General features: G+C 35.8%; 19 protein-coding genes and 1 tRNA gene. 9 read left to right on the top strand and 11 right to left on the bottom strand.

Going from position 1 to position 19555, the window contains the following annotated elements:
• Positions 1-242: helix-turn-helix domain-containing protein (locus tag BLR11_RS12550; protein WP_143006442.1), on the bottom strand; the 242-nt coding region annotated here is incomplete at its 3' end.
• Positions 243-487: 245 nt separating this feature from the next.
• Between BLR11_RS12550 and BLR11_RS12545 the strand changes: the two genes are divergently transcribed.
• From BLR11_RS12545 to BLR11_RS12510, 8 genes are all read left to right on the top strand, one after another.
• Complete coding sequence (locus BLR11_RS12545) at positions 488-1156, top strand: 3'-5' exonuclease (protein ID WP_091652700.1); 669 nt, start codon at positions 488-490, stop codon at positions 1154-1156.
• A gap of 55 nt (positions 1157-1211) precedes the next feature.
• The gene (locus BLR11_RS12540) at positions 1212-2945 is read left to right on the top strand and encodes an ABC transporter ATP-binding protein/permease (protein ID WP_091652698.1); all 1734 of its coding nucleotides are present in this window, start codon (positions 1212-1214) and stop codon (positions 2943-2945) included.
• Positions 2946-2972: 27 nt separating this feature from the next.
• On the top strand, positions 2973-3953 hold the full coding sequence (locus BLR11_RS12535; protein ID WP_091652696.1) for an AEC family transporter: 981 nt from the start codon (positions 2973-2975) through the stop codon (positions 3951-3953).
• 337 nt (positions 3954-4290) lie between these two features.
• Complete coding sequence (locus BLR11_RS12530; RefSeq protein ID WP_091652694.1) at positions 4291-5661, top strand: short-chain fatty acid transporter; 1371 nt, start codon at positions 4291-4293, stop codon at positions 5659-5661.
• A gap of 64 nt (positions 5662-5725) precedes the next feature.
• Complete coding sequence (locus BLR11_RS12525) at positions 5726-6688, top strand: 3-hydroxyacyl-CoA dehydrogenase family protein (protein ID WP_245675170.1); 963 nt, start codon at positions 5726-5728, stop codon at positions 6686-6688.
• 204 nt (positions 6689-6892) lie between these two features.
• Positions 6893-8473, top strand: coding sequence for an acyl CoA:acetate/3-ketoacid CoA transferase (locus BLR11_RS12520; protein WP_091652691.1), 1581 nt, complete (start codon positions 6893-6895; stop codon positions 8471-8473).
• Between the two features lie 6 nt (positions 8474-8479).
• A complete protein-coding gene (locus BLR11_RS12515; RefSeq protein ID WP_091652690.1) occupies positions 8480-9874 on the top strand; it encodes an FAD-dependent oxidoreductase in 1395 nt (464 codons plus the stop codon).
• Between the two features lie 58 nt (positions 9875-9932).
• A complete protein-coding gene (locus tag BLR11_RS12510; protein WP_091652689.1) occupies positions 9933-11045 on the top strand; it encodes a 4-hydroxybutyrate dehydrogenase in 1113 nt (370 codons plus the stop codon).
• 100 nt (positions 11046-11145) lie between these two features.
• Here BLR11_RS12510 and BLR11_RS12505 read toward each other — a convergent pair whose 3' ends face one another.
• The 10 genes from BLR11_RS12505 to BLR11_RS12460 form a co-directional block, all read right to left on the bottom strand.
• Complete coding sequence (locus tag BLR11_RS12505) at positions 11146-12615, bottom strand: hypothetical protein (RefSeq protein WP_091652687.1); 1470 nt, start codon at positions 12613-12615, stop codon at positions 11146-11148.
• A gap of 191 nt (positions 12616-12806) precedes the next feature.
• Positions 12807-13328, bottom strand: a complete 522-nt coding sequence (locus BLR11_RS12500; protein WP_091652685.1) for a Gx transporter family protein — start codon at positions 13326-13328, stop codon at positions 12807-12809.
• 9 nt (positions 13329-13337) lie between these two features.
• The gene (locus BLR11_RS12495; RefSeq protein ID WP_091652684.1) at positions 13338-13724 is read right to left on the bottom strand and encodes a NusG domain II-containing protein; all 387 of its coding nucleotides are present in this window, start codon (positions 13722-13724) and stop codon (positions 13338-13340) included.
• Between the two features lie 283 nt (positions 13725-14007).
• Positions 14008-14083, bottom strand: a tRNA-Ala gene (locus BLR11_RS12490).
• Between the two features lie 157 nt (positions 14084-14240).
• Entirely contained in the window at positions 14241-15050 is an 810-nt protein-coding gene (locus BLR11_RS12485) for an energy transducer TonB (RefSeq protein WP_091652681.1), read from the bottom strand.
• Complete coding sequence (locus tag BLR11_RS12480; RefSeq protein ID WP_091652679.1) at positions 15047-15445, bottom strand: ExbD/TolR family protein; 399 nt, start codon at positions 15443-15445, stop codon at positions 15047-15049. The genes BLR11_RS12485 and BLR11_RS12480 overlap by 4 nt, the downstream gene beginning before the upstream one ends.
• Positions 15442-16014 carry a MotA/TolQ/ExbB proton channel family protein gene (locus BLR11_RS12475; protein ID WP_218118817.1) on the bottom strand — a complete coding sequence of 191 codons (573 nt, stop codon included), beginning with the start codon at positions 16012-16014 and terminating at the stop codon, positions 15442-15444. Before BLR11_RS12475 ends, BLR11_RS12480 begins: the two co-directional genes overlap by 4 nt.
• Before the next feature lie 73 nt (positions 16015-16087).
• Positions 16088-16759, bottom strand: coding sequence for a class I SAM-dependent methyltransferase (locus tag BLR11_RS12470; RefSeq protein ID WP_091652673.1), 672 nt, complete (start codon positions 16757-16759; stop codon positions 16088-16090).
• Positions 16704-18716, bottom strand: a complete 2013-nt coding sequence (locus BLR11_RS12465) for a TonB-dependent receptor plug domain-containing protein (protein ID WP_091652670.1) — start codon at positions 18714-18716, stop codon at positions 16704-16706. The genes BLR11_RS12470 and BLR11_RS12465 overlap by 56 nt, the downstream gene beginning before the upstream one ends.
• Positions 18703-19203 (bottom strand): ECF transporter S component, encoded by a 501-nt coding sequence (locus BLR11_RS12460; RefSeq protein WP_425433763.1) that lies wholly within the window; start codon positions 19201-19203, stop codon positions 18703-18705. Before BLR11_RS12460 ends, BLR11_RS12465 begins: the two co-directional genes overlap by 14 nt.
• Positions 19204-19328: 125 nt before the next feature.
• Here BLR11_RS12460 and BLR11_RS12455 point away from each other — a divergent pair.
• Positions 19329-19555, top strand: a 227-nt coding sequence (locus BLR11_RS12455) for a transposase (protein WP_176762990.1), incomplete at its 3' end; no start/stop codon positions are given.

The raw sequence follows: 19555 nt of genomic DNA, 5'->3' as shown, positions 1-19555 counted from the left end.
ACTATAGCCGCGATAGTTTTATCATACTTGCCACGAGGTTTGGAATGGATTCTTCGCTTTTTATAGCATTGATGAGCCTCCTCTGCTATATAGATATCTTTTGTTGTGTTACGAACTAATTCCCGTGCGATACTCGAATGATGTCGTCCTGTCTGTATAGCAATTTGTCTAGTTGAATAACCAAGAGTATGAAGTGCTTGTATACGCGCACGGTCAAACATGCTAAAATGGTGGTAGCTCATAAGATAACCTCCGTTTAATGGTGTGTGGTAACTTCATTTTACACGAGGTCAGCTCTATGAGCTATTTTTATTACTTGTCGCACTTCATTTTACAATTCAAGATAAAAATATCTAAAGCTTTTTGATTACACTGATATATAGTAAAAATAAACAAAATTGAATAGCAGTTTTGTTGTTTTATGTGAATTCTATCAAAAAATATGATATAATCAACTATTATGAAGATTAGAACAGGAGGAATGCCAGTGAAGGCGGTATTTGTCGATTTTGAGATGAATCCGATTAAACGGGAGCAAAGACAAGCCCGCCGGATTTGTGCGGGAGAGATTATCGAAATAGGTGCAGTTAAGCTTAATGAACAGGGAAAAGAAATTAGTTTCTATAAAGAGTATGTTCGGCCGGAATATACAACCGAAATGGATAACACGTGTCAGCAATTGACAGGAATTACCATGTCTGTCTTATCCGGAGCGGATCATTTTAGGACTGTGTATGAAAGATTTTTGCGATGGTGTAATGCTGAAGAAGTAAATAACTATGAAATTTATGCTTGGAGCGAAAGCGATTGGCGCCAGCTTAATGGAGAACTTCTTCTCAAACAACTGGATAGTACGGGAGAAGATGTTCGCTGGATGCTGGAGCATTGGAAAAATTTTCAGCAAATTTATTGTAATATACTTGGATTGGATCAAGTTATTTCATTAGATAAAGCAGTCAGTACGTTAGGAGAAAAATTTGATGGCCGAATGCATGATGCCCTCTGGGATGCTCGCAACACATCAAAACTATATGTGATTTCAAAAGAAAAAAAAGAATTAAATAAAATAATGAAACCTATATTGGAAGCGACAAAGCCGTCTGAACCATTAACTTATTCTTTAGCAGATGCCTTTCAAGCAGCCAAAGGGCGTTAACTACGTTATACCTGCGGTACATTGCTGCAGGTATTATTATTTAGGGGGGAACGTTATGAATCAGTTTTCTTCATATTATCAATTTTTTTCTCATGTCTGGATATTGACAAAAAGTTATTGGAAATCAGAAGAAAAAAAAAGTGCGTATGCACTTTTGACAGGGGTCATATTACTTACTATTGCTATTGTTGTTATGCTGGTATTGTTAAATCAATGGAATAATACTTTTTATACAGCATTACAAGAATATAATACTACTGTTATTTTTAATGAATTAATACATTTTTCATGGCTGGCAGTTTTATATATAGTTTTTTCCGTATACTCTTTTTATTTGCAGCAGGTATTAGGATTGCGGTGGAGAAAATGGTTAACGGCGCAATACCTTGACCGCTGGCTTACCAGAAGAACATATTATCGTTTGCAGATGTTTGGAACAGAAACAGACAATCCGGATCAACGTATTAGTGAAGATATCAATCTTTTTGTGACGAAAACAATCGAATTTACAATAGGTTTAATTAAGGCGGTTTGTGTATTAACAGCATTTATTATTATACTGTATCAAATATCTGGCACCTTGGATTTTACTTTTATGGGGAAGGTTTGGCATATCCCTGGATACTTGGTATGGATTGCTATTTTATATGCGGCGGCAGGTACCTGGTTGACGCATCGAGTAGGACACCGGCTGATGAAACTTAATTTTATTCAACAGCGCTATGAAGCCGACTTCCGATTTAGCATGATGCGTATGCGGGAAAATGCTGAAAGTGTTGCTTTCTATGGGGGAGAAAAACAAGAACATCATATATTCCAACGCCGATTTATGATATTGTTAGATAATTTTTGGAAGATTATTCAAAAGAAAAAGCAATTGATTTGGCTTAACAGCGGGTATTCTCAAATTGCGATTATTTTCCCTTTTATTGTTGTTATGCCGAGGTATTTGACCAAAACGATTTCTTTGGGAGGTTTAATGCAGGTCGCGAATGCTTTTAGCAAGGTACAGGAATCACTTTCTTACTTTGTAGACATGTATGTGACACTGGCAGAGTGGAAAGCAGTTGTTGATCGACTTACTGGATTTAATGAACATATGGAGAAAATTTTGTGCGAAGAAAAAGAAAATAAAAATGTAGAACAATCTTTTGCCGACAATGGATTAGAACTTTTTCATTTTGATATACATCTGCCAAATGGGGTACCATTGCTGGAAAATATTACATTGCATTTTACCGCAGGAAATAATATCCTTATTCGCGGTGCCAGTGGCAGCGGAAAAAGCACCTTTTTGAGAGCAATTGCAGGTATCTGGCCATATGTATCAGGAAAAATTAATAGGCTGCCAAGAGAGAAAACTATGTTTGTTCCTCAAAGACCTTATCTGCCGTTAGGTACATTGCGGCAAGTATTGTTATATCCGGGGGAAACAAAATTTCCGGATGATATATTAGTGCAGTATATGTCTTTGTGCCATATTGCGTACTTATCCAGTCAACTTGATGTAGCCGCTGATTGGAATCATGTTTTATCCGTAGGAGAACAACAACGACTGGCTTTCGTCCGGATATTTTTACAAAAGCCAAGTTGGATTTTTCTTGATGAAGCGACATCTGCTCTTGACGAAGATATGGAGGCATATTTGTATCAGCTGCTGCAAACACAATTGCCAAAAACAACGTTTGTCAGTGTGGGGCACCGAAGTACGCTGACCCCATTTCATTCATTTATTTTGACTCTGCATAAAAATACGCGGAATATTACGATGGAAGCCACAGAGAGATAGTAATATTGAAAGGAAAAGTGATTTTGTATGGATGCAACAGAATTACGAATTGTATTTATTTTTGTTGATTTAATCTTGCCGCTTATTGTTGGATATGTATTAAAGAAAATAAATAAACTTACGGCGGGACAATGTAATTGGCTGATTCGTTTTAATATTATTATTATATTTACAATTTTGTCAATTCTTAGTTTTTGGGTTATGCCTCTTCGCGTCGAATTAATGATGTTGCCTTTCTTTGGATTTTTCTGTTCGGCATTGCCATTAGGGATCGTTTATTTTTTTCATTTACAAAGAAAATTTCCTGATAAATTGGAACAAGGGAGCTATGTTATTACGGCGATCCCTTCTAATATTGTTACTATTGGCGGATTATGTGCTTTTATTTTATATGGTGAAGTTGGATTTGCCTATGCACAGATGGTGGGGGTATTTCAGAATTTAGTCATGCTTTTTGTTTGTTTTCCTATGGGATATTATTTTAAATTTCGCAGTATACATAAAAATGAACCATTTGCCATGGGAAATTTAAATTGGCGCAGTGTATTTATCAATTGGAATCAGGTATCTGTAGCAGGTATGATTCTTGGTATTATACTATATATTATAGATGTGCCTCGCCCGGAAGCACTAGGAACTTTATTTCAGGCACTGGTTCACATGGGTGCTTGGTTTGCTTTGATACCAATTGGCTATATGATTGATTTTTCCGGTCTTAAAAAATATTATTGGAGTACATTTGATCTGGCACCCATTAAAATGATTATTACTCCGGCCATATCTTATCTGATAGCCGCTTTGTTTACAAATGATCCTGTCCTTTTAGGGTCTGTTATTATTTTAATGGCTACGCCTTGTGCGATTAATGCTTTGATTACAGCACGGTTATATGGACTTAATGTAAATTTATCCATGGCGCCTTTTATTACTACGGTAGGATTATATATTTTTGTTTTATTTCCGGCTTTCTACCTTCTTGTTACAAACAGAATATTACCATTTAAATAAAATGAGGATATAGATTTTTTATATCTATTGAGTCTTTAACTGTAAAAAACAGCAAGTACGAAAATAAATAATATTTTTTATTTACTATAATATAAAAAAGAAGAGTTGAAAATACAGCTCTTCTTTTTTGTTTGTAAAATATTCAAAAAATAAAGTGTGAATTTATTGAATTCACAAAGACAATTCCCTTTCAACAATAGTCTACTTGTTTGTGCTATTATTCATAACTAACTATTTTACAATGTAAATATAAAATGCAGAAAAATAAATTGAGGAGATGATATTAAAATTATAGGTGAAAACTATCACAAAGTTATTTTTGAAGGGAGATGGCATTATGGCTACAAACAACAAACGTTTTACTGATTATTTTACCGATTTTGCTCAAAAGTGGGTACCAGATTCATATGTTATTGCATTAGTATTAACTATCGTGGCGTTTATCCTGGCTAAAATATTTACCCCTGCAGGATCTTTTGATATTGTTATTTCTTGGGGAAAAGGGTTTTGGACTCTATTGGCGTTTTCTATGCAGATGTCTTTAATTGTGATTACTGGTTATGCGCTAGCGACAACACCGATTTGTAAAAAACTGATATCATCGGCTTGCGGCAAACCTAATTCTGCAACTTCCGTGTATGTTTATGCCGTTGTTCTTGCTTCCATCGGGTTTTATTTAAACTGGGGATTTGGATTGGTATTTGCAGCTTTGATTTCTAAAAATCTTGCTATTCAAGCAGGTAAAAAAGGAATTAAAATTGATTATCGATATCTCTGTGGGGCGGCATGGACTCCTTTTTATATTTGGCATATGGGTCTTTCTGGGTCTGCACCATTATTAGTTGCGACGGCTGACCATTTTATGGTCAAAGAAATAGGAATAATCCCTATTTCTCAAACTATATTTCATCCATACAATTTGATTTTAACAGCCGCTTCTGTTGTGGCTATCATTATTCTTTTTGGATTTATTCTTCCTCCCCGTGATGAAACAAAAATGATTTCTATTGCTGAGTTTAATCCAGAACTTGCAAAAGAAGAAGTAGTAACTGCGGTGGGAAAAAAAGCTATTAAGACTCCCAGTGAATGGGTAACGTATACACCGTGGTGCTCCTATATTGTAGGGTTAATGTTTTTAACGTATTTATATTATCATTTCTTTGTTATTGGCATGTCATTAGATATCAATGTATTGAACTTTTTATTTCTGACGTTGATTATTTGGTTATACGGCTCGCCGGCAGAATTACTAAAAGCAGTTAAGGCATCTACTCCGGCGGCTTGGGGGGTTATTCTTCAGTTTCCTTTTTATGCAGGCATCTTTGGAATTATGAAATATACCGGCCTTGTGGATACTATTTCAGCGTGGGTAATTGCTTTTAGTACAGAATCTTCATTTCCGGCTATTGCGGCTATTTTGACCGGTTTTATCAGCTATTTTATCCCTTCAGGCGGAAGTAAATGGGTTATTGAGGCTCCTTTTCTTATTCCGGCCGGTCAAGCTTTAGGTATTCCCGATGCACAGACAGTTATTGCATATATGTTTGGCGGTGATTTGGTTGCTTTAATTCAACCGTTTTTTGCTGTACCGTTTATGGCAGTTTGTGGATTGGAATTTAAAGATTTTGTAGGATATAGTTTTGTTGCATTTATTGTATTAGGTATTCTTATGGTTCTTGGATTGACATTTATACCATTCACAATTTAGTAAAGTATGACTTTTTAAAGAATGCATCGGAAGAGATAATATTTATTATAAGAAAGAAGGGAATATGATGAAAAAATTAGAAGAAATTAAAACAATTTGCAATCTTGGCTGTGGTACGATGGGGTTTGGCACGGCAATTTTGTTTGCTAAAAGTGGGTATGAAGTAAATATGTTTGGGCGAAAAGATGCGAGTATTGAACGAGCTATGAAAAATATACATTTGACATTAAGTGTCATGAAAGACAGTGGTCTTGTAACGGAGGATGAAATCAAGAATTTGCTTGGTCGGATTCATGGAGTTACAACTCTTAAGGCGGCGGCTGCTGGAGCTGATTTTGTTATTGAGTCTGTGGCGGAAGAAGTACCTATCAAGCAAGCCGTTTATAAGGAAATGGAAGATTATTTAGGCTCAGATGTCATTTTTGCGACAGATTCTTCGGGTCTGAGTCCGACTGAAGTTGCAACGGTATTAAAGTACCCTGAACGCTTTGTGGTTGCTCATTTTTGGAATCCGCCTCATCTTATTCCACTTGTAGAAGTTGTTCCGGGAGAAAAAACCAGTCAGGAAACAGTGGATATTACTTGGAAATTAATGGAAAAAATTGGTAAGAAACCGGTGGCATTATTAAAAGAAGCTCCTGGGTTTATTGGAAATCGACTTCAATTTGCATTGCTTAGAGAAGCGTTATATTGTGTTCAAGAAGGGATTGGTACAGCGGAAGCGGTGGATGCTGTATGTAAATATAGTATTGGCAGAAGACTTTCTGTTACGGGACCGATTGAAACCGCGGATCTTGGAGGATTGGATATTTTCTATAATATTTCAGCGTATTTAAATGCAGATCTTGCGGATGATAAAACCGGATCACCAGTTATGAAAGAATGTGTTGATAAAGGCAATTTAGGTGCTAAAACGGGAACCGGACTTTATAATTGGACACCGGAAGATTTGGCAAAAATTAAACGAACCAGAGAAGAAATTCTTATTGAATGGTTAAAGAAAGATGCTTCTGGGAAAAAATTTTAAACGAATGGGAATGATCGAGGTCTATCATCTGCGAGTAGAGATGATAGACCTTAATTATTATGATAATTAATAATATTAAAATTGACTTTTATGAATTTAAATATAAGTTTATTGTCCCATAATGTCTCATTGTTTGCTCTGTCATTCACAGTTTATTTTTTTACAATATGATTAGAGAGATAAAATAGAGCGGAGATGATACTTATGAAACGAGTTTCGATTATTACAGCAGAACAAGCAGCAGAACGTATTAAAGATAATCATTTCGTAACGGTTAATGGCTTTTTAGCATCGGTACAGCCGGAAGCATTGACGTCAGCTTTAGAAACACGTTTTTTACAGACGGGATCACCTAGAAATTTAACACTTTATTATTGTGCAGGACAAGGAAATTCTGATGGACGGGGTGGAGAACATTTTGCGCATGAAGGTCTTTTAAAACGGGTTATTTTGGGACATTGGGGAACAGTTCCGGCAATTGCGGCCATGGCTAATGCATGTAAGATGGAAGCATACAATTTTCCGCAAGGAACATTGGCTCAGCATTATAGAGATGTGGCAGCTCATCGAATTGGGACCTTTACTTCTGTGGGATTGGAAACCTTTGTTGATCCACGGCTGTGTGGTGGAAAAATGAATGATATTACTAAAAACGATTTGGTGGAATTACAAATTATTAATGGGGAAGAGCAGCTTTTTTATCCGCGGATGAAAATGGATATTGCTCTTATTCGTGGTACTTTTGCTGATGAATGGGGAAATATAGTTATGACTAAAGAGGTTTCGCCTATTGATGCATTGCCACAGGCTCAGGCTGTACACAATAGTGGAGGAGAAGTTATTGTTCAGGTAGAAAAAGTTGTAAAAGGAGGTTCTTTAGATCCTAGATTGGTTGTTATACCGGGGATTTATGTGGATCATGTTGTAGAAGCTGAATCGGCTATATATCAGCAACAAGCGTTTGGCTGCGAATTTGATCCTTCTATTTGCGGAGAAATCGATATTCCCATAGAAACTATAAAATCGGTACCTTTGAGTGCTAAAAAAGTTATTGCCCGCAGAGCTGCCATGCTTTTACTTGATATGAGCAGCGAAGCGGTTATCAATTTAGGAATCGGTATTCCTGAATTGATATCTTCCGTTGCGGCTGAAGAAGGAATCGGAGATTATTTGACGATGACTGTTGAAGCGGGTGCAGTTGGCGGAGTTCCTTTGGGGGGGATTCGATTTGGTGCCAGTATTAATGCTGAATGTTATTTGGGGCAGGCGGCACAATTTGATTTTTATGATGGCGGCGGATTGGATTTAGCATGTTTAGGGTTAGCACAATGTGACGGACAAGGAAATGTCAATGTAGGAAAATTTGGCCCGCGTATTGCCGGCTGCGGCGGATTCATTGATATTACGCAAAATACTGAAACCGTTATTTTTTGCGGAACGTTTACTGCAAATGGTTTGAAAGAAGAAATAACAAGTGGAGAAATTCATATCATCCAAGAAGGAAATGTAAAAAAATTTCTTAGCACTATTGATCAAATTACCTTTAGTGGAAACTATGCGTTCAAGCATGGACAGAAAATCATGTATATTACAGAACGAGCTGTTTTTGAAATGAAAGAAGACGGCATTCATTTAACTGAGATTGCTCCCGGCATAGATTTACAAAAAGATATTCTTGACCAAATGGAATTCACTCCCATCGTACAGAAAATAAAATATATGGCAGATAGCTTATTTAGAGAACAACGGATAGGATTAAAGGAAATGAAAAGACAGGAAGGATGAAAAAATATGGTCCGAAACATAAATGAAACAGAACCATTGAATTTTGAACAAGAACCGTTAGAAAGCAATGATTATACAATACAAGAAGCAGTCAAAGAAGCACGGCGTTGTTTGCAGTGTGCAGTGCCCCAATGTCGAAGAGGGTGTCCTATTAACAATGAAATTCCGCAATTTATTCATGCATTAGCTTTCGGTAACTTTGGTGAAGCAGCAAATTATATTGCCAATAATAGTGATTTACCTGCTATATGTGGTCGTGTATGCCCTTGGGAAAAACAGTGTGAAGGCGCATGTGTTTTAGAAAAAAAGGGGAAACACATAGAAATCGGGAAATTGGAGCGATTTGTTGCGGATACCGTAATAGATGCAGACATTTTTCCCGTTAAATCAGGTATAAAATCAAACGGTAAAATTGCTGTTATCGGCAGCGGTCCAGCGGGTATTACAGCTGCGTATGAATTGGCAAGACGCAATTATGACGTGACTGTTTTTGAATGCGATTCGGAGCCGGGAGGGATGTTGATGTTTGGGATACCTGCATTTCGCCTGCACAAGAATTATATTTATCGGGAAATTGATTGTTTGCAAAAGATGGGAGTACATTTTCAATATAATGTAAAAATAGGACAACAAAAATCTATTGAAAATTTATTTGCCGAAAACTTTGAGGCAATATTTGTTGGTATTGGTGCTTCCGCTGCTTGGAGCTTGGGCGTAGATAATGATACCATTCCTGGCGTAGTAGATGCACAAGTTTTTTTACATCAGGTACAGCAGGTACAGATGGGAGAAACGGATATCAGTAATTTACCTATTAATGCCAATGATTCGGTCATTGTTGTGGGAGCGGGCAATGTTGCTATTGACGCAGCACGGACAGCAATACGGCTGGGGGCAGATGTAACTATTGTATATCGTCGTGCTGAACAAAATATGAAGTGTTTACCCTCAGAATATCAAGCAGCTAAAGCAGATGGAGTAAAATTTAAATTTTATTCGGCACCCCGTGCTGTTGTAGGGAAAAACTGTGTGGAAGGTTTACAGTATGAAAAACAAACAATACTTGAAGATGCGGCGATGGTTCCAACGGGTGAAATGGGTGTTGTTCCGGCAAATAAGATTATTGCTGCAATTGGTAATCGTCCGGAATTGGATTGTATTAATGCATTGCAAGTAAAAGCCAGTGATGAGGGATATATTTCAATTACGGAAAAACCCTATGGAATGACAAGTCGTATAGGTGTATTTGCCGCAGGTGATATAGTACACAAGCCGGCAACCGTTGTTTTGGCTATGCGGGAAGGCAGAAAAACTGCGATAGGAATTGATCGATATATACAAGCAAAACATCTGTTAGAAGGAATTAAACAGTTTGGTAATGCATCTCATTTAATTGATTAATCTTATGAAAAATGTATAAAATTAATCAAGACATTTTTCGTTATGTAAGGAGCCGTATATGATAGAATTAAAAGTAAGACCTACGATTGTTTCATATAATAACTTTCAGCAGTTTGCAAAAATTGAAAATATTTGTGAAAATGATTTAATTCTTACCAATCACTATATATATGAAGCAGATATAGAAATATTGCATTTGCACTGCCATGTATTATTTCAAGAAGAATATGGGTTTGGAGAGCCTACAGATACCATGCTGGAAGCAATATATAAAGATTTTCCACAAAACATACGACGCATTATCGCTGTTGGCGGCGGCACTGTTCTGGATATTTCCAAATTGTTGTCGTTAAAGCAATGTCTTCCTATTCGAGACTTGTATGATGGAAAAATTCCTGTAGAAAAAGATAAAAAACTAATACTTATCCCAACAACATGTGGGACCGGAAGCGAAGTAACGAACGTAGCCGTAGTGACGTTTACAATAGAAAAGAAGAAGGAAGGATTGGTACAAGAAGAACTATATGCAGAGCAAGCGGTACTTATTCCGCAGTTATTAAAAACGCTGCCGTTTAATGTATTTGCTACAACATCAGTGGATGCTTTGATACACGCTATAGAGGCCGCATTATCACCTCGTGCAAGTGAGACTGTCCGAATGTTTTGTTATACAGCAATTGAAATGATTATGAAAGGATATTTTCAGCTTCGAGAAGAAGGTGCTGGAAAAAGAAAATTATTATACCAAGATTTTTTGCTTGCGAGTACGTATGCCGGCATTGCATCAGCTAATGCAGGGTGTGGAGCTGTTCATGCATTGAGTTATCCGTTAGCAGTAAAATTTCATGTTCCTCATGGAGAAGCAAATTATGCACTTTTTACAGGAGTAATGAAAAATTATATGGAACTAAAACCAGATGGCGAAATTGAAAAAATAAATAAATTTATTGCGAATTTGTTAAAATGTCCAGTAGATTTAGTATATGATGAATTGGAAATATTGCTGGATCAATTACTCCCTAAAAAAGCACTTTGGCGGTATGGCGTAAAAAAATATGATTTGGTGGAATTTACCGATTCGGTTATAGAAACGCAGCAGCGACTTATGTCCAATAATTTTGTGTTGCTGAATAAGGATAGGGTATATAAAATATATAAAGAATTACTGTAATGATATTAAAATGAAAGAATTACTATAGATAAAAGGTCCGGACCTGGAATACATTATGAATATTCAGGTCCGAACCTTTTTTTAGGATGCCGTAGATTTTTTATATATCATGTAATGCTAAGGTTCGTTCTATAAATTTTTTATATAGTTCGTATTTTTTATTTATATCATTATAGGTATATTGATGATAAGCCGGTAATTCTTTGAGCCGCTGAAAAAAAGATTGAAAGATAGTAACTAACTGTTTACTTGATACAATATAAAAAGGACTGGCGTTGTTAGTAATATACTGGCGATTTTTTTTAAGAAAAGCTGACGAAAAATTAGAATAGAATGAAAGATTAGATTCATGATAATCAATGGTTTCAATGGATGATTGAATAACTCCCATTATCATGCAAGGGTTGTTCTTCATCATACTAAGTATATTTTGAAGGTGATCCTTTCGTTCTTCTGTCGTTGTTTTGTACTCAAGATCTGTAAAAAACATATATCCTGTTTCGATATATCGAATGATAGAGGTTGTAGGAAGCATAAATTCCACATCGACTGTACTTAACAATTCTTCCCATAAAATACGCAAATGACGTATTTGGCGGATAACATTTTCCGAAGCGTGGGAATTACTTAAGATATTATCAATCGTATTTGAAGGAAGAAGGAAATCAAACCCGTTTGTAAGAAAAAAGAAAAAATGGCTGGCAGAATAAAAAGCAGTACGAAAGCCCATTTCATCAATTCCTAAAACTTTGGCGGGAGAAATAAGTGGTGTTTGATTGGTAAAACAAAGAAGAAAGCGGTCATATATATCTTCAATTAAAATTTTATCGGAAATATAGGTACACATATCCATAAATCCATCGGACTGCAAAGAATATTGAACGACAAAGGAATCTTCCAAAACAATCAGATTAGTATGTTCTAAGTTTGTGCTGTCGTAAAATACAAAATCGTAGTTTAGTAAATGATTAAGGAGCCGATATAATCGATGCATGTATTTAGGATCGCTAGCTAGTTTATCCAAATTTATTCCGGCTCGTACCGTGATCCGATTGGCATTAAGATTACAGGATTCAAAATATTTCCAAAAGCCGAGATCAGATAAAGCACAAAACTCACCAAATAGTAGAAGATTCGCATCTTGGTTGATATCGGAAAATTTTTTTTGAAATAAATCGTTTAGAAATTTGCTGATATCGTGATAGCCGGTAATAACACGAATAGGGGATATATACTCTTTTTGCTTTCCCAGATTTTTCTTTATGGAAAAACGGTACGCGGCACAAAGATATTGTGTTATTTCAAATGCAAGGTCTGCGGCATGAAGAGAGAGAGATAAGGTAGAGCACAATTCTTTTTGTTTATGTTCTTTAATAATTATATCGGCAAAATAGCGGGCCATTTTTTCATTGATTTGCTGAACATGCTTTGTGGTTGGCAGTTTTATTCCATTACACCATTTACTGATATAAGAAATATCATAGCCGGTAATGTTTGCTAAAATAATATTTTTGGTTTGTGTTAAGGAAATTAAATTTTTTAATGCGGTTGCGTAATCTTCAGTTATCATATGCATTTCACCTGTAGTAATCATTGAAATAAACAATAAACACAATACATTTAATTATTATAATTTATAATGTTTTAAGTGTTTTATTAAATTTGGCAGGTCATGTAAAAAATGTTCAATAAAAGTGATTACAAAGTTAATTAACAACTTTTTTGGGGATTGTTTTCATTAAAATTAAAAATAAATATAAATTATATTTTTCTTAATCGTTGATAAAGTGGAAGATTTGTTAAGTGCTGTAATGTAAATAATGCCGTAATACCAATTAAAATACCTGTGCCTACTCCGGCTATTGATAAAATCGGAAGATACAACATAATTTTAATATTTTCTACAATAAGGGAAGCAATAATAACTTGGCCTAAGTTATGAAAGATACCTCCGGCGGCGCTGACTCCAATAATACTGAACTTTCCTGTTTTTTTCAGCAATACCATACAGCCAAGACTAAAACTGGCGCCAGCGGCGCTGTACAAGAAGGCATTAATGCCTCCGGCGAATGCTGTGGAGATCATAATGCGCAAAAATAGTATTAAACATACATCACGCTTGCGGGGCAGCGAATATAATGCGATAACTGTAATCAAATTGGCTAACCCCAATTTGGCACCGGGAGCAATAAAAGGGACAGGGATCATTCCTTCAATAATATAAAGGACAAGAGACTGGGCAACAAAAAGCCCTAATATAATCAGACGAAAGGTTTTATGCATATATACCTCTTAATGAGCGGGAATAATATCCGGTTCCGACGAATCGACAGAACGGACTTCAATCATGACTTTATGGGGTAAACATACAGTAGTTGCCCCGGGTTTAGAAATAAATCCTTCATTGACGCATATTTGATCAGGACAATCCGCATCCGTAATTGCAATAGATTGATCACGTACTGTCACGGTATTATAACCATGGTTGGTATAAATGGTAAACTTGTCTGTCCCGGTATGTTCTGATAAAGGGATTGTTTTATATTCTTTTCCATTGACCTGAATTACAGCAATGGTTTCTGCGGAATTTTCTGCACCGCTCATGACAAAGATTGCCTCTGGTAAAAGAGACAGGCACAAGAGAATACCGATGAGAGCGATGTCCCATTTCTTAACCATGGAAATATCTCCTTAGTAAGTATTTGCTGGATATAATTATATCACAAATTTCACAAAAAATTGATGGTGGTTGCAAGGTAAAAACACAGAAGTTCTTTGATCTCCATTTGTACTATCGTTTATAAAAAGGTAACGTCAATAAAAATATAAACAAGTATATAAAAAATGGTTTTTAGAAAAAAAGTTGTATATACAGAAAATGCATATTCGATATGAATTATCATCCATATCGAATATGCATTTAATACAAAGTCATAACCGTTTAGTAATTTTAAAATAATCATGGTGGAGACGAAGGGGATTGAACCCTCGACCCCCAGATTGCGAACCTGATGCTCTCCCAGCTGAGCTACGTCCCCATGTAACATATTTATTATACCGTAATTTTTAAAATGTGCAAGCTTTTTTTCATGGTTGTCATTATAAAATTGGCAGTATTTTAATAAAATAAGGCATTTTTGATGGGAATACACTAAGGTATACACTGCACATGGACATAAAAAATAGAAAATACGGTTAAGGGGGCGAAAATTCAATTGTCTGGGTAACATAGCAGGGAACCGGATGTCCGCGAGTGTCTTTTGCGGGTATAAATTGCCATTGACGGATAAAACGAATGGCGGTGCTGTCAAAAATGCCATATCCAGAACTTTCGGTCACAGTGATATCTTCTACACCGCCACTATTGTTTACTAAAATTTTTAAGGTGACAATGCCATGTGCACGCTGCTTATATAACGAATTAGGATATGTGGGGGGGGCCCCGGAAACTAAAATAGGTTGTTCAGCGGGCGCTGCGTTATCGCAGTTTTGTCCATTCCCATTGGTTTCACTGAGAATATGATTCGCATTACCTGTACCATATTTTGCGGAGCCACATAATTTCTTGCTCATAGTATCAGGGGCGGATGCGGTCTCAGATACGGCGTCGGTATTTTTGTGCAGCATAACATTATTTGTATCGGATAGGTTGGTCAAGGCGGGTTTATTTGGATTGGTATTTTCACTAAGCGTATTATTTGAAGGCTGGACAGTGTTTTTCGGTTCTTTATTGTCGAAACTTTGAAATACGCTTTGTTGAGCAGCTGGATTATGTTTTGATGGTTGTGAAGCATACATAGTGGAAGCTGATTGTGGGTATTCTTTTTCATTTAATGGAGATTCTGGAGGGGAATCAGCATCATAAACAGCGATTTCAATTATTTTAGGAGGAGGAACTATTATAACAGTAAAAAAACCGCATATAGCTAATAGTAAAAAAAGAATAGAGTGAAAAAGAATAGAGTATAACCAAGGTAAAAACTCGTTATTAGTTTTTTTCATCATTTTTTTTCCGAAGCAAGACCAATAGAATAAATGCCGGCACTTTTAAAATCATTAAGGAGTCCCATGATTTTATCATATGACAAAGAGCTGTCAGCTCTTAGAATAACTGATTTATTTAAATTTCTATCTGATTTAATAAGTGAAATTAACGTTTTTTCAGAAAGGGGGGTGTCTTTTAACCATAACGAACCATCTGCTTTTAACGTTATCAAATAGGGCGGAATTTTTTGTGTCTCTGCATACGCTGTCTTAGGAAGCTGGATTGGAACTGTTGTAATGTTTTGCATGTATAAGGTACTGAGCATAAAGAAAACCAAGAGAAAAAACATAATATCAATCATGGGGATAATCATAATTTTTGGTTTTATAAAAGAATGGCGATGTTGTAATTTCATAGGGTATTTCTTCTTTCCTGTTCTTCTTCCAGTAAAGAGAAACAATATTCCATGTCTGTAATAATGATATCCAGACGCTGGATAAAATAGGCATGAACAAGTAATGCTGTAACAGCTACGCATAGTCCCATTGCTGTTGCAATAAGTGCTTCACCGACTCCGCCGGTAATTGCTGCAGGCTGTTCCGCATTTAAATTAAATATACTAAATGATTTAATCATGCCGCTTATTGTTCCTAAAAGACCCAACAGCGGAGCTATGGTTATTACAACATTTAAATAATATAATCGTTTTCGAAACTGGGCGATTGCTATATTTGTCTGCGTTTCCAGAAATGCAGTGATTGTCTGCCCTGCATCTAGTTTATTGATGGCATGCAGTAATATATGCGCTAAATTTCCTTTACTATTGTTATTTATCCAAGTTATTGCCTGATTAAAGTTTCCTTGTTCCATTAACGTTGTGAAATGTTGTGTAAAGAAGCGACCTGAATCCGCACTGCGAAAATAAAGATATCGTTCAATACCTAGTGATACAATAAAAATAGATATCAGTAATAAAAGATACATTACTATGCCGCCTTTTTGGAAATAAATAAAACCTTGTATTAATGGTTCGGTCATAATAAAAGTCCTTTCTAAATTAATATTGATTTTTTATGCCTTTTATAAAATACATCGTATTGTTTTCTGTCGCTGTTGCAATTTTATATCCTGCTTGGGATAACATATGTGCTGTCATATTTACCGGCGGCAGCATATGATTTTTAATTTCGTTGCAATTACGGTGAACCCCATTTACCGTAGCACGAGAAATATCATGCATTATGATTAAACTGCCCATAGAAGGCAATATTGAATATATTTGTTTAATAAAATCTTCTTTATGGTTACCAAAATGGGGAAAAACATTTAGGCATATTGCAACATTATAAAAATTTTTTTGTAAAGAAATTTGTAAAATGTTGCCAAGAAAAAAATTGACATTGGGTAAATGTCCAAATTTGCACTGTGATTTTTTTAACATGTTGTCAGAGAAATCGACAGCTGTGATTGTTCCACTAGGGCCAATTATTTTATGTAAATAAGGTAATAAAATGCCGGTACCGGAGCCTACGTCAAGAACGTGGGCTCCGGTTGGTATGGAAGCTAATTGTAGTAAATAGTTTATTTTTTCGGGATTTTCTTTTCTTGTTGTATCCCAATTGTCGGCATATTTATCAAAAAATGTCATGTCTTTGTTCATTAGTGACTCCTCTTTAAAATTTTTGTGTAAAAGTAGCGGTGTAAAATCGTCCTTCCATGGGATAACCATATATTTCGCAATAATTTTTATCAAAAATATTATAAAGAGATATATTTATTGATTCATTTTTATTTAAGTCTTTTGTAATAGATACATTGTGGATAAGATAACTGCCAATATTAATCACTTTAGCATTTAAAGGCTTGGTTGAAGGGAAAAATAATGTAGCACTCTGATTACTTGTAAAAGTCATATCGTAACGAACATGCCAATTATATCTATCGAATTGATAGCCTAAAGATATAGTATGATGAGGCCTGTAGTCTAATTCATTGCTTAGGCCAATTTTATCATTTGGATTTACACCATCTTTTTCCGTATGCTGATTTGTATAATTCAGGAAAATACTGGAATAGGGGGTAAGGTGATATGTATTTTCTAATTCAAGACCCCATAATGTGGCGTGATTAATATTATAACAATTAAATGGATATGTATGTGCAAAATTAATATAATTATTTATATTCTGATAATACAGTATTGCTTTTGTATGAATTTTTTTGTTAAATTGATGATCGACTGAAGCTTCATATCCCCAGCCTTTCTCTGGCTTAAGATTATTGCCAGCGGCGAATCCCCAGGTATTCATGTAATGCCAATAAAACTCTGCCATAGAAGGGGCACGCCAAATGCGATTTACAGAAAAGGTAGTGGTTGTAGATTTATTGTTTTTAAATGAAAAATTAAGTTTAGGAGAAAAACTTTGATCATTCATGGAACCAATTTGGGTTGCCCGGCTATCATCTCGATTACCCTTCATTTGATCATAACGGAGCCCGGCGTTACCTTGCCAACGTTTACCGAGTATCCATGTATCTTCTACATACATACCTAACGTGTCAGTTTTTTGAGAAGGATATAAGGCACTGGAGTTGGTATTGTTACTATTGTACCAGCCATATCCATAGCGAAGCATTTTGTAATCAATACCATAGCCAAGTGTATGTTTTTTATTTATAATATGAGATCCCGTATATAACAATCCGGAAGATTGGTCTGTAACGTTATAACGGTCAAAAGCGAGTATTCCTGTAGAAAGAAGGCTATATTCTCTTTGCTTTTCATCATTTCGCCAATATGTTATTGTATCGGTACCCGCACTGCGTTGTGAATCCCATGATATATTATAATTATTACGATAAATTTTAGAGTAAGAACCATCTCCAGGAGTGCCATTACTACTAGCGAAGGTATCTCCTGTTAACGTTATGGGATAAGAATTATTATAGCCGGGGGTGCCAGGAATATTCGCTATTACGAGACCTCGGTTTAATTCTTCATGATCAATATTAAATTTTAATTGATTGGTTTTATTAATATTATAATGAAAATTCAAGCCGATTTGCTGATTGTTATAATCACTATTTCGTAGGTATGCATCTTCTGTAGATTTGTTGGCATACATTGCAAAGCCAAATGTATCTTTTTGTATTCCATAATTTAAAGTGTATTGACGTCTACCGTTAGAACCTGTTGTTAATTCTACATCACCACCGTTAATAAAATTTTTCTTCGTTATAATATTGATGACCCCGCCGTCTGTTTGTCCATAGGCAGCAGATTTTGCACCTTTTATAATTTCAATTTTGTCCACCATGTTAAGCGGGATGGCATTCCAATTGACATACCCACCCCCCATAACACCGGACATGGATTGCGGCACTCCGTCAACCAATACAGTATAATGACGAGAATCATGTCCTCGTAATTTAACTGTAAGATCTTCGTTTCCCCCCGCATTAGCCCTTGCTTGAACTTGAATTCCAGCTGTATTGCGCAATAAATCAGGAATAGTTTTGGCGGCGCCTATATTAGCTGAAGATACTTCAATTACCGCATCTGCTTGTTGTTCTTCGGCTTGAACTGTAATTTTATTAAGCTCATAGGTTGGTATATCTTCTGCAAATACAGCGGTTCCGATGAAAGTTAATATCATTATCGATACGGTTTTTTTACTTTTTTTCATTGTTTTTATAAACTCCCTTTACATATATAATTTTATTAAACCTGTTAATAAATACAGGTATAAAAACTAATTGTATAATAACGCCTAAGGCACCTTGACTTAATGACATGATGATGTAAATTAACGGTGATAGCTGTATATGAAGCGAATCAGCCAAAGCAGCAATCATAACAGCAACTCCAATCCTGCCGATAGCCATAGCAAAGAGGAGAGAGACAAATAATGGCCAATGCAATGATTGATATGTATAACCGCTGGCAGCGCCATATAAAGCTAATTCTATTGTCATCATAGGAAGAATAGGGAATAATGGTGGCATTCCGGTTAAGAAAGAACTGATTATGGGGGTTATAAATCCAATCAGAAGACCTGCGCGCCAACCAAGAATAAGACCACCTAACAGGACGGGAATGTGCATAGGTAAAAAAATAGAACCACTTATTCCCAAACTATGGAAAAATATAGGAAGAATAATGCCGCAAGTTATAAATAAAGCAGAAAATGATAGTATAAAATTTTATGTGTAAACTCTAAGAGGCCCATAGGAAAAGGAACCTCATTCCTGTATAGTGTTAAGTGCTAACAAAGACACTAAAGAAATGAGGTTCCCTAATGTCAAATCTTAACACAAAACTCATGCAAGTGCTAGTAGAAAAACAATCTGTTGAAGATGTCTTTCGTCAAGAACTTGAAGATGCCATCAACCAGTTGCTTAAGGTTGAACTTTCTAGTTTTCTAGGATATGAGAAACATAGTTCCAACGGCTGGTCTTCTGGTAATAGCCGCAACGGTTTTTATTCTCGCGAACTTCGCACGGAATATGGTACTTTACAGCTCCA

The sequence above is a fragment of the Megasphaera paucivorans genome, assembly GCF_900103535.1.
GTDB classification, from domain to species: Bacteria; Bacillota; Negativicutes; order Veillonellales; family Megasphaeraceae; genus Megasphaera_A; species Megasphaera_A paucivorans.
The sequence above is the reverse complement of the archived record's forward strand: the minus strand, read 5'-3'. Positions and strand labels throughout refer to the sequence as shown.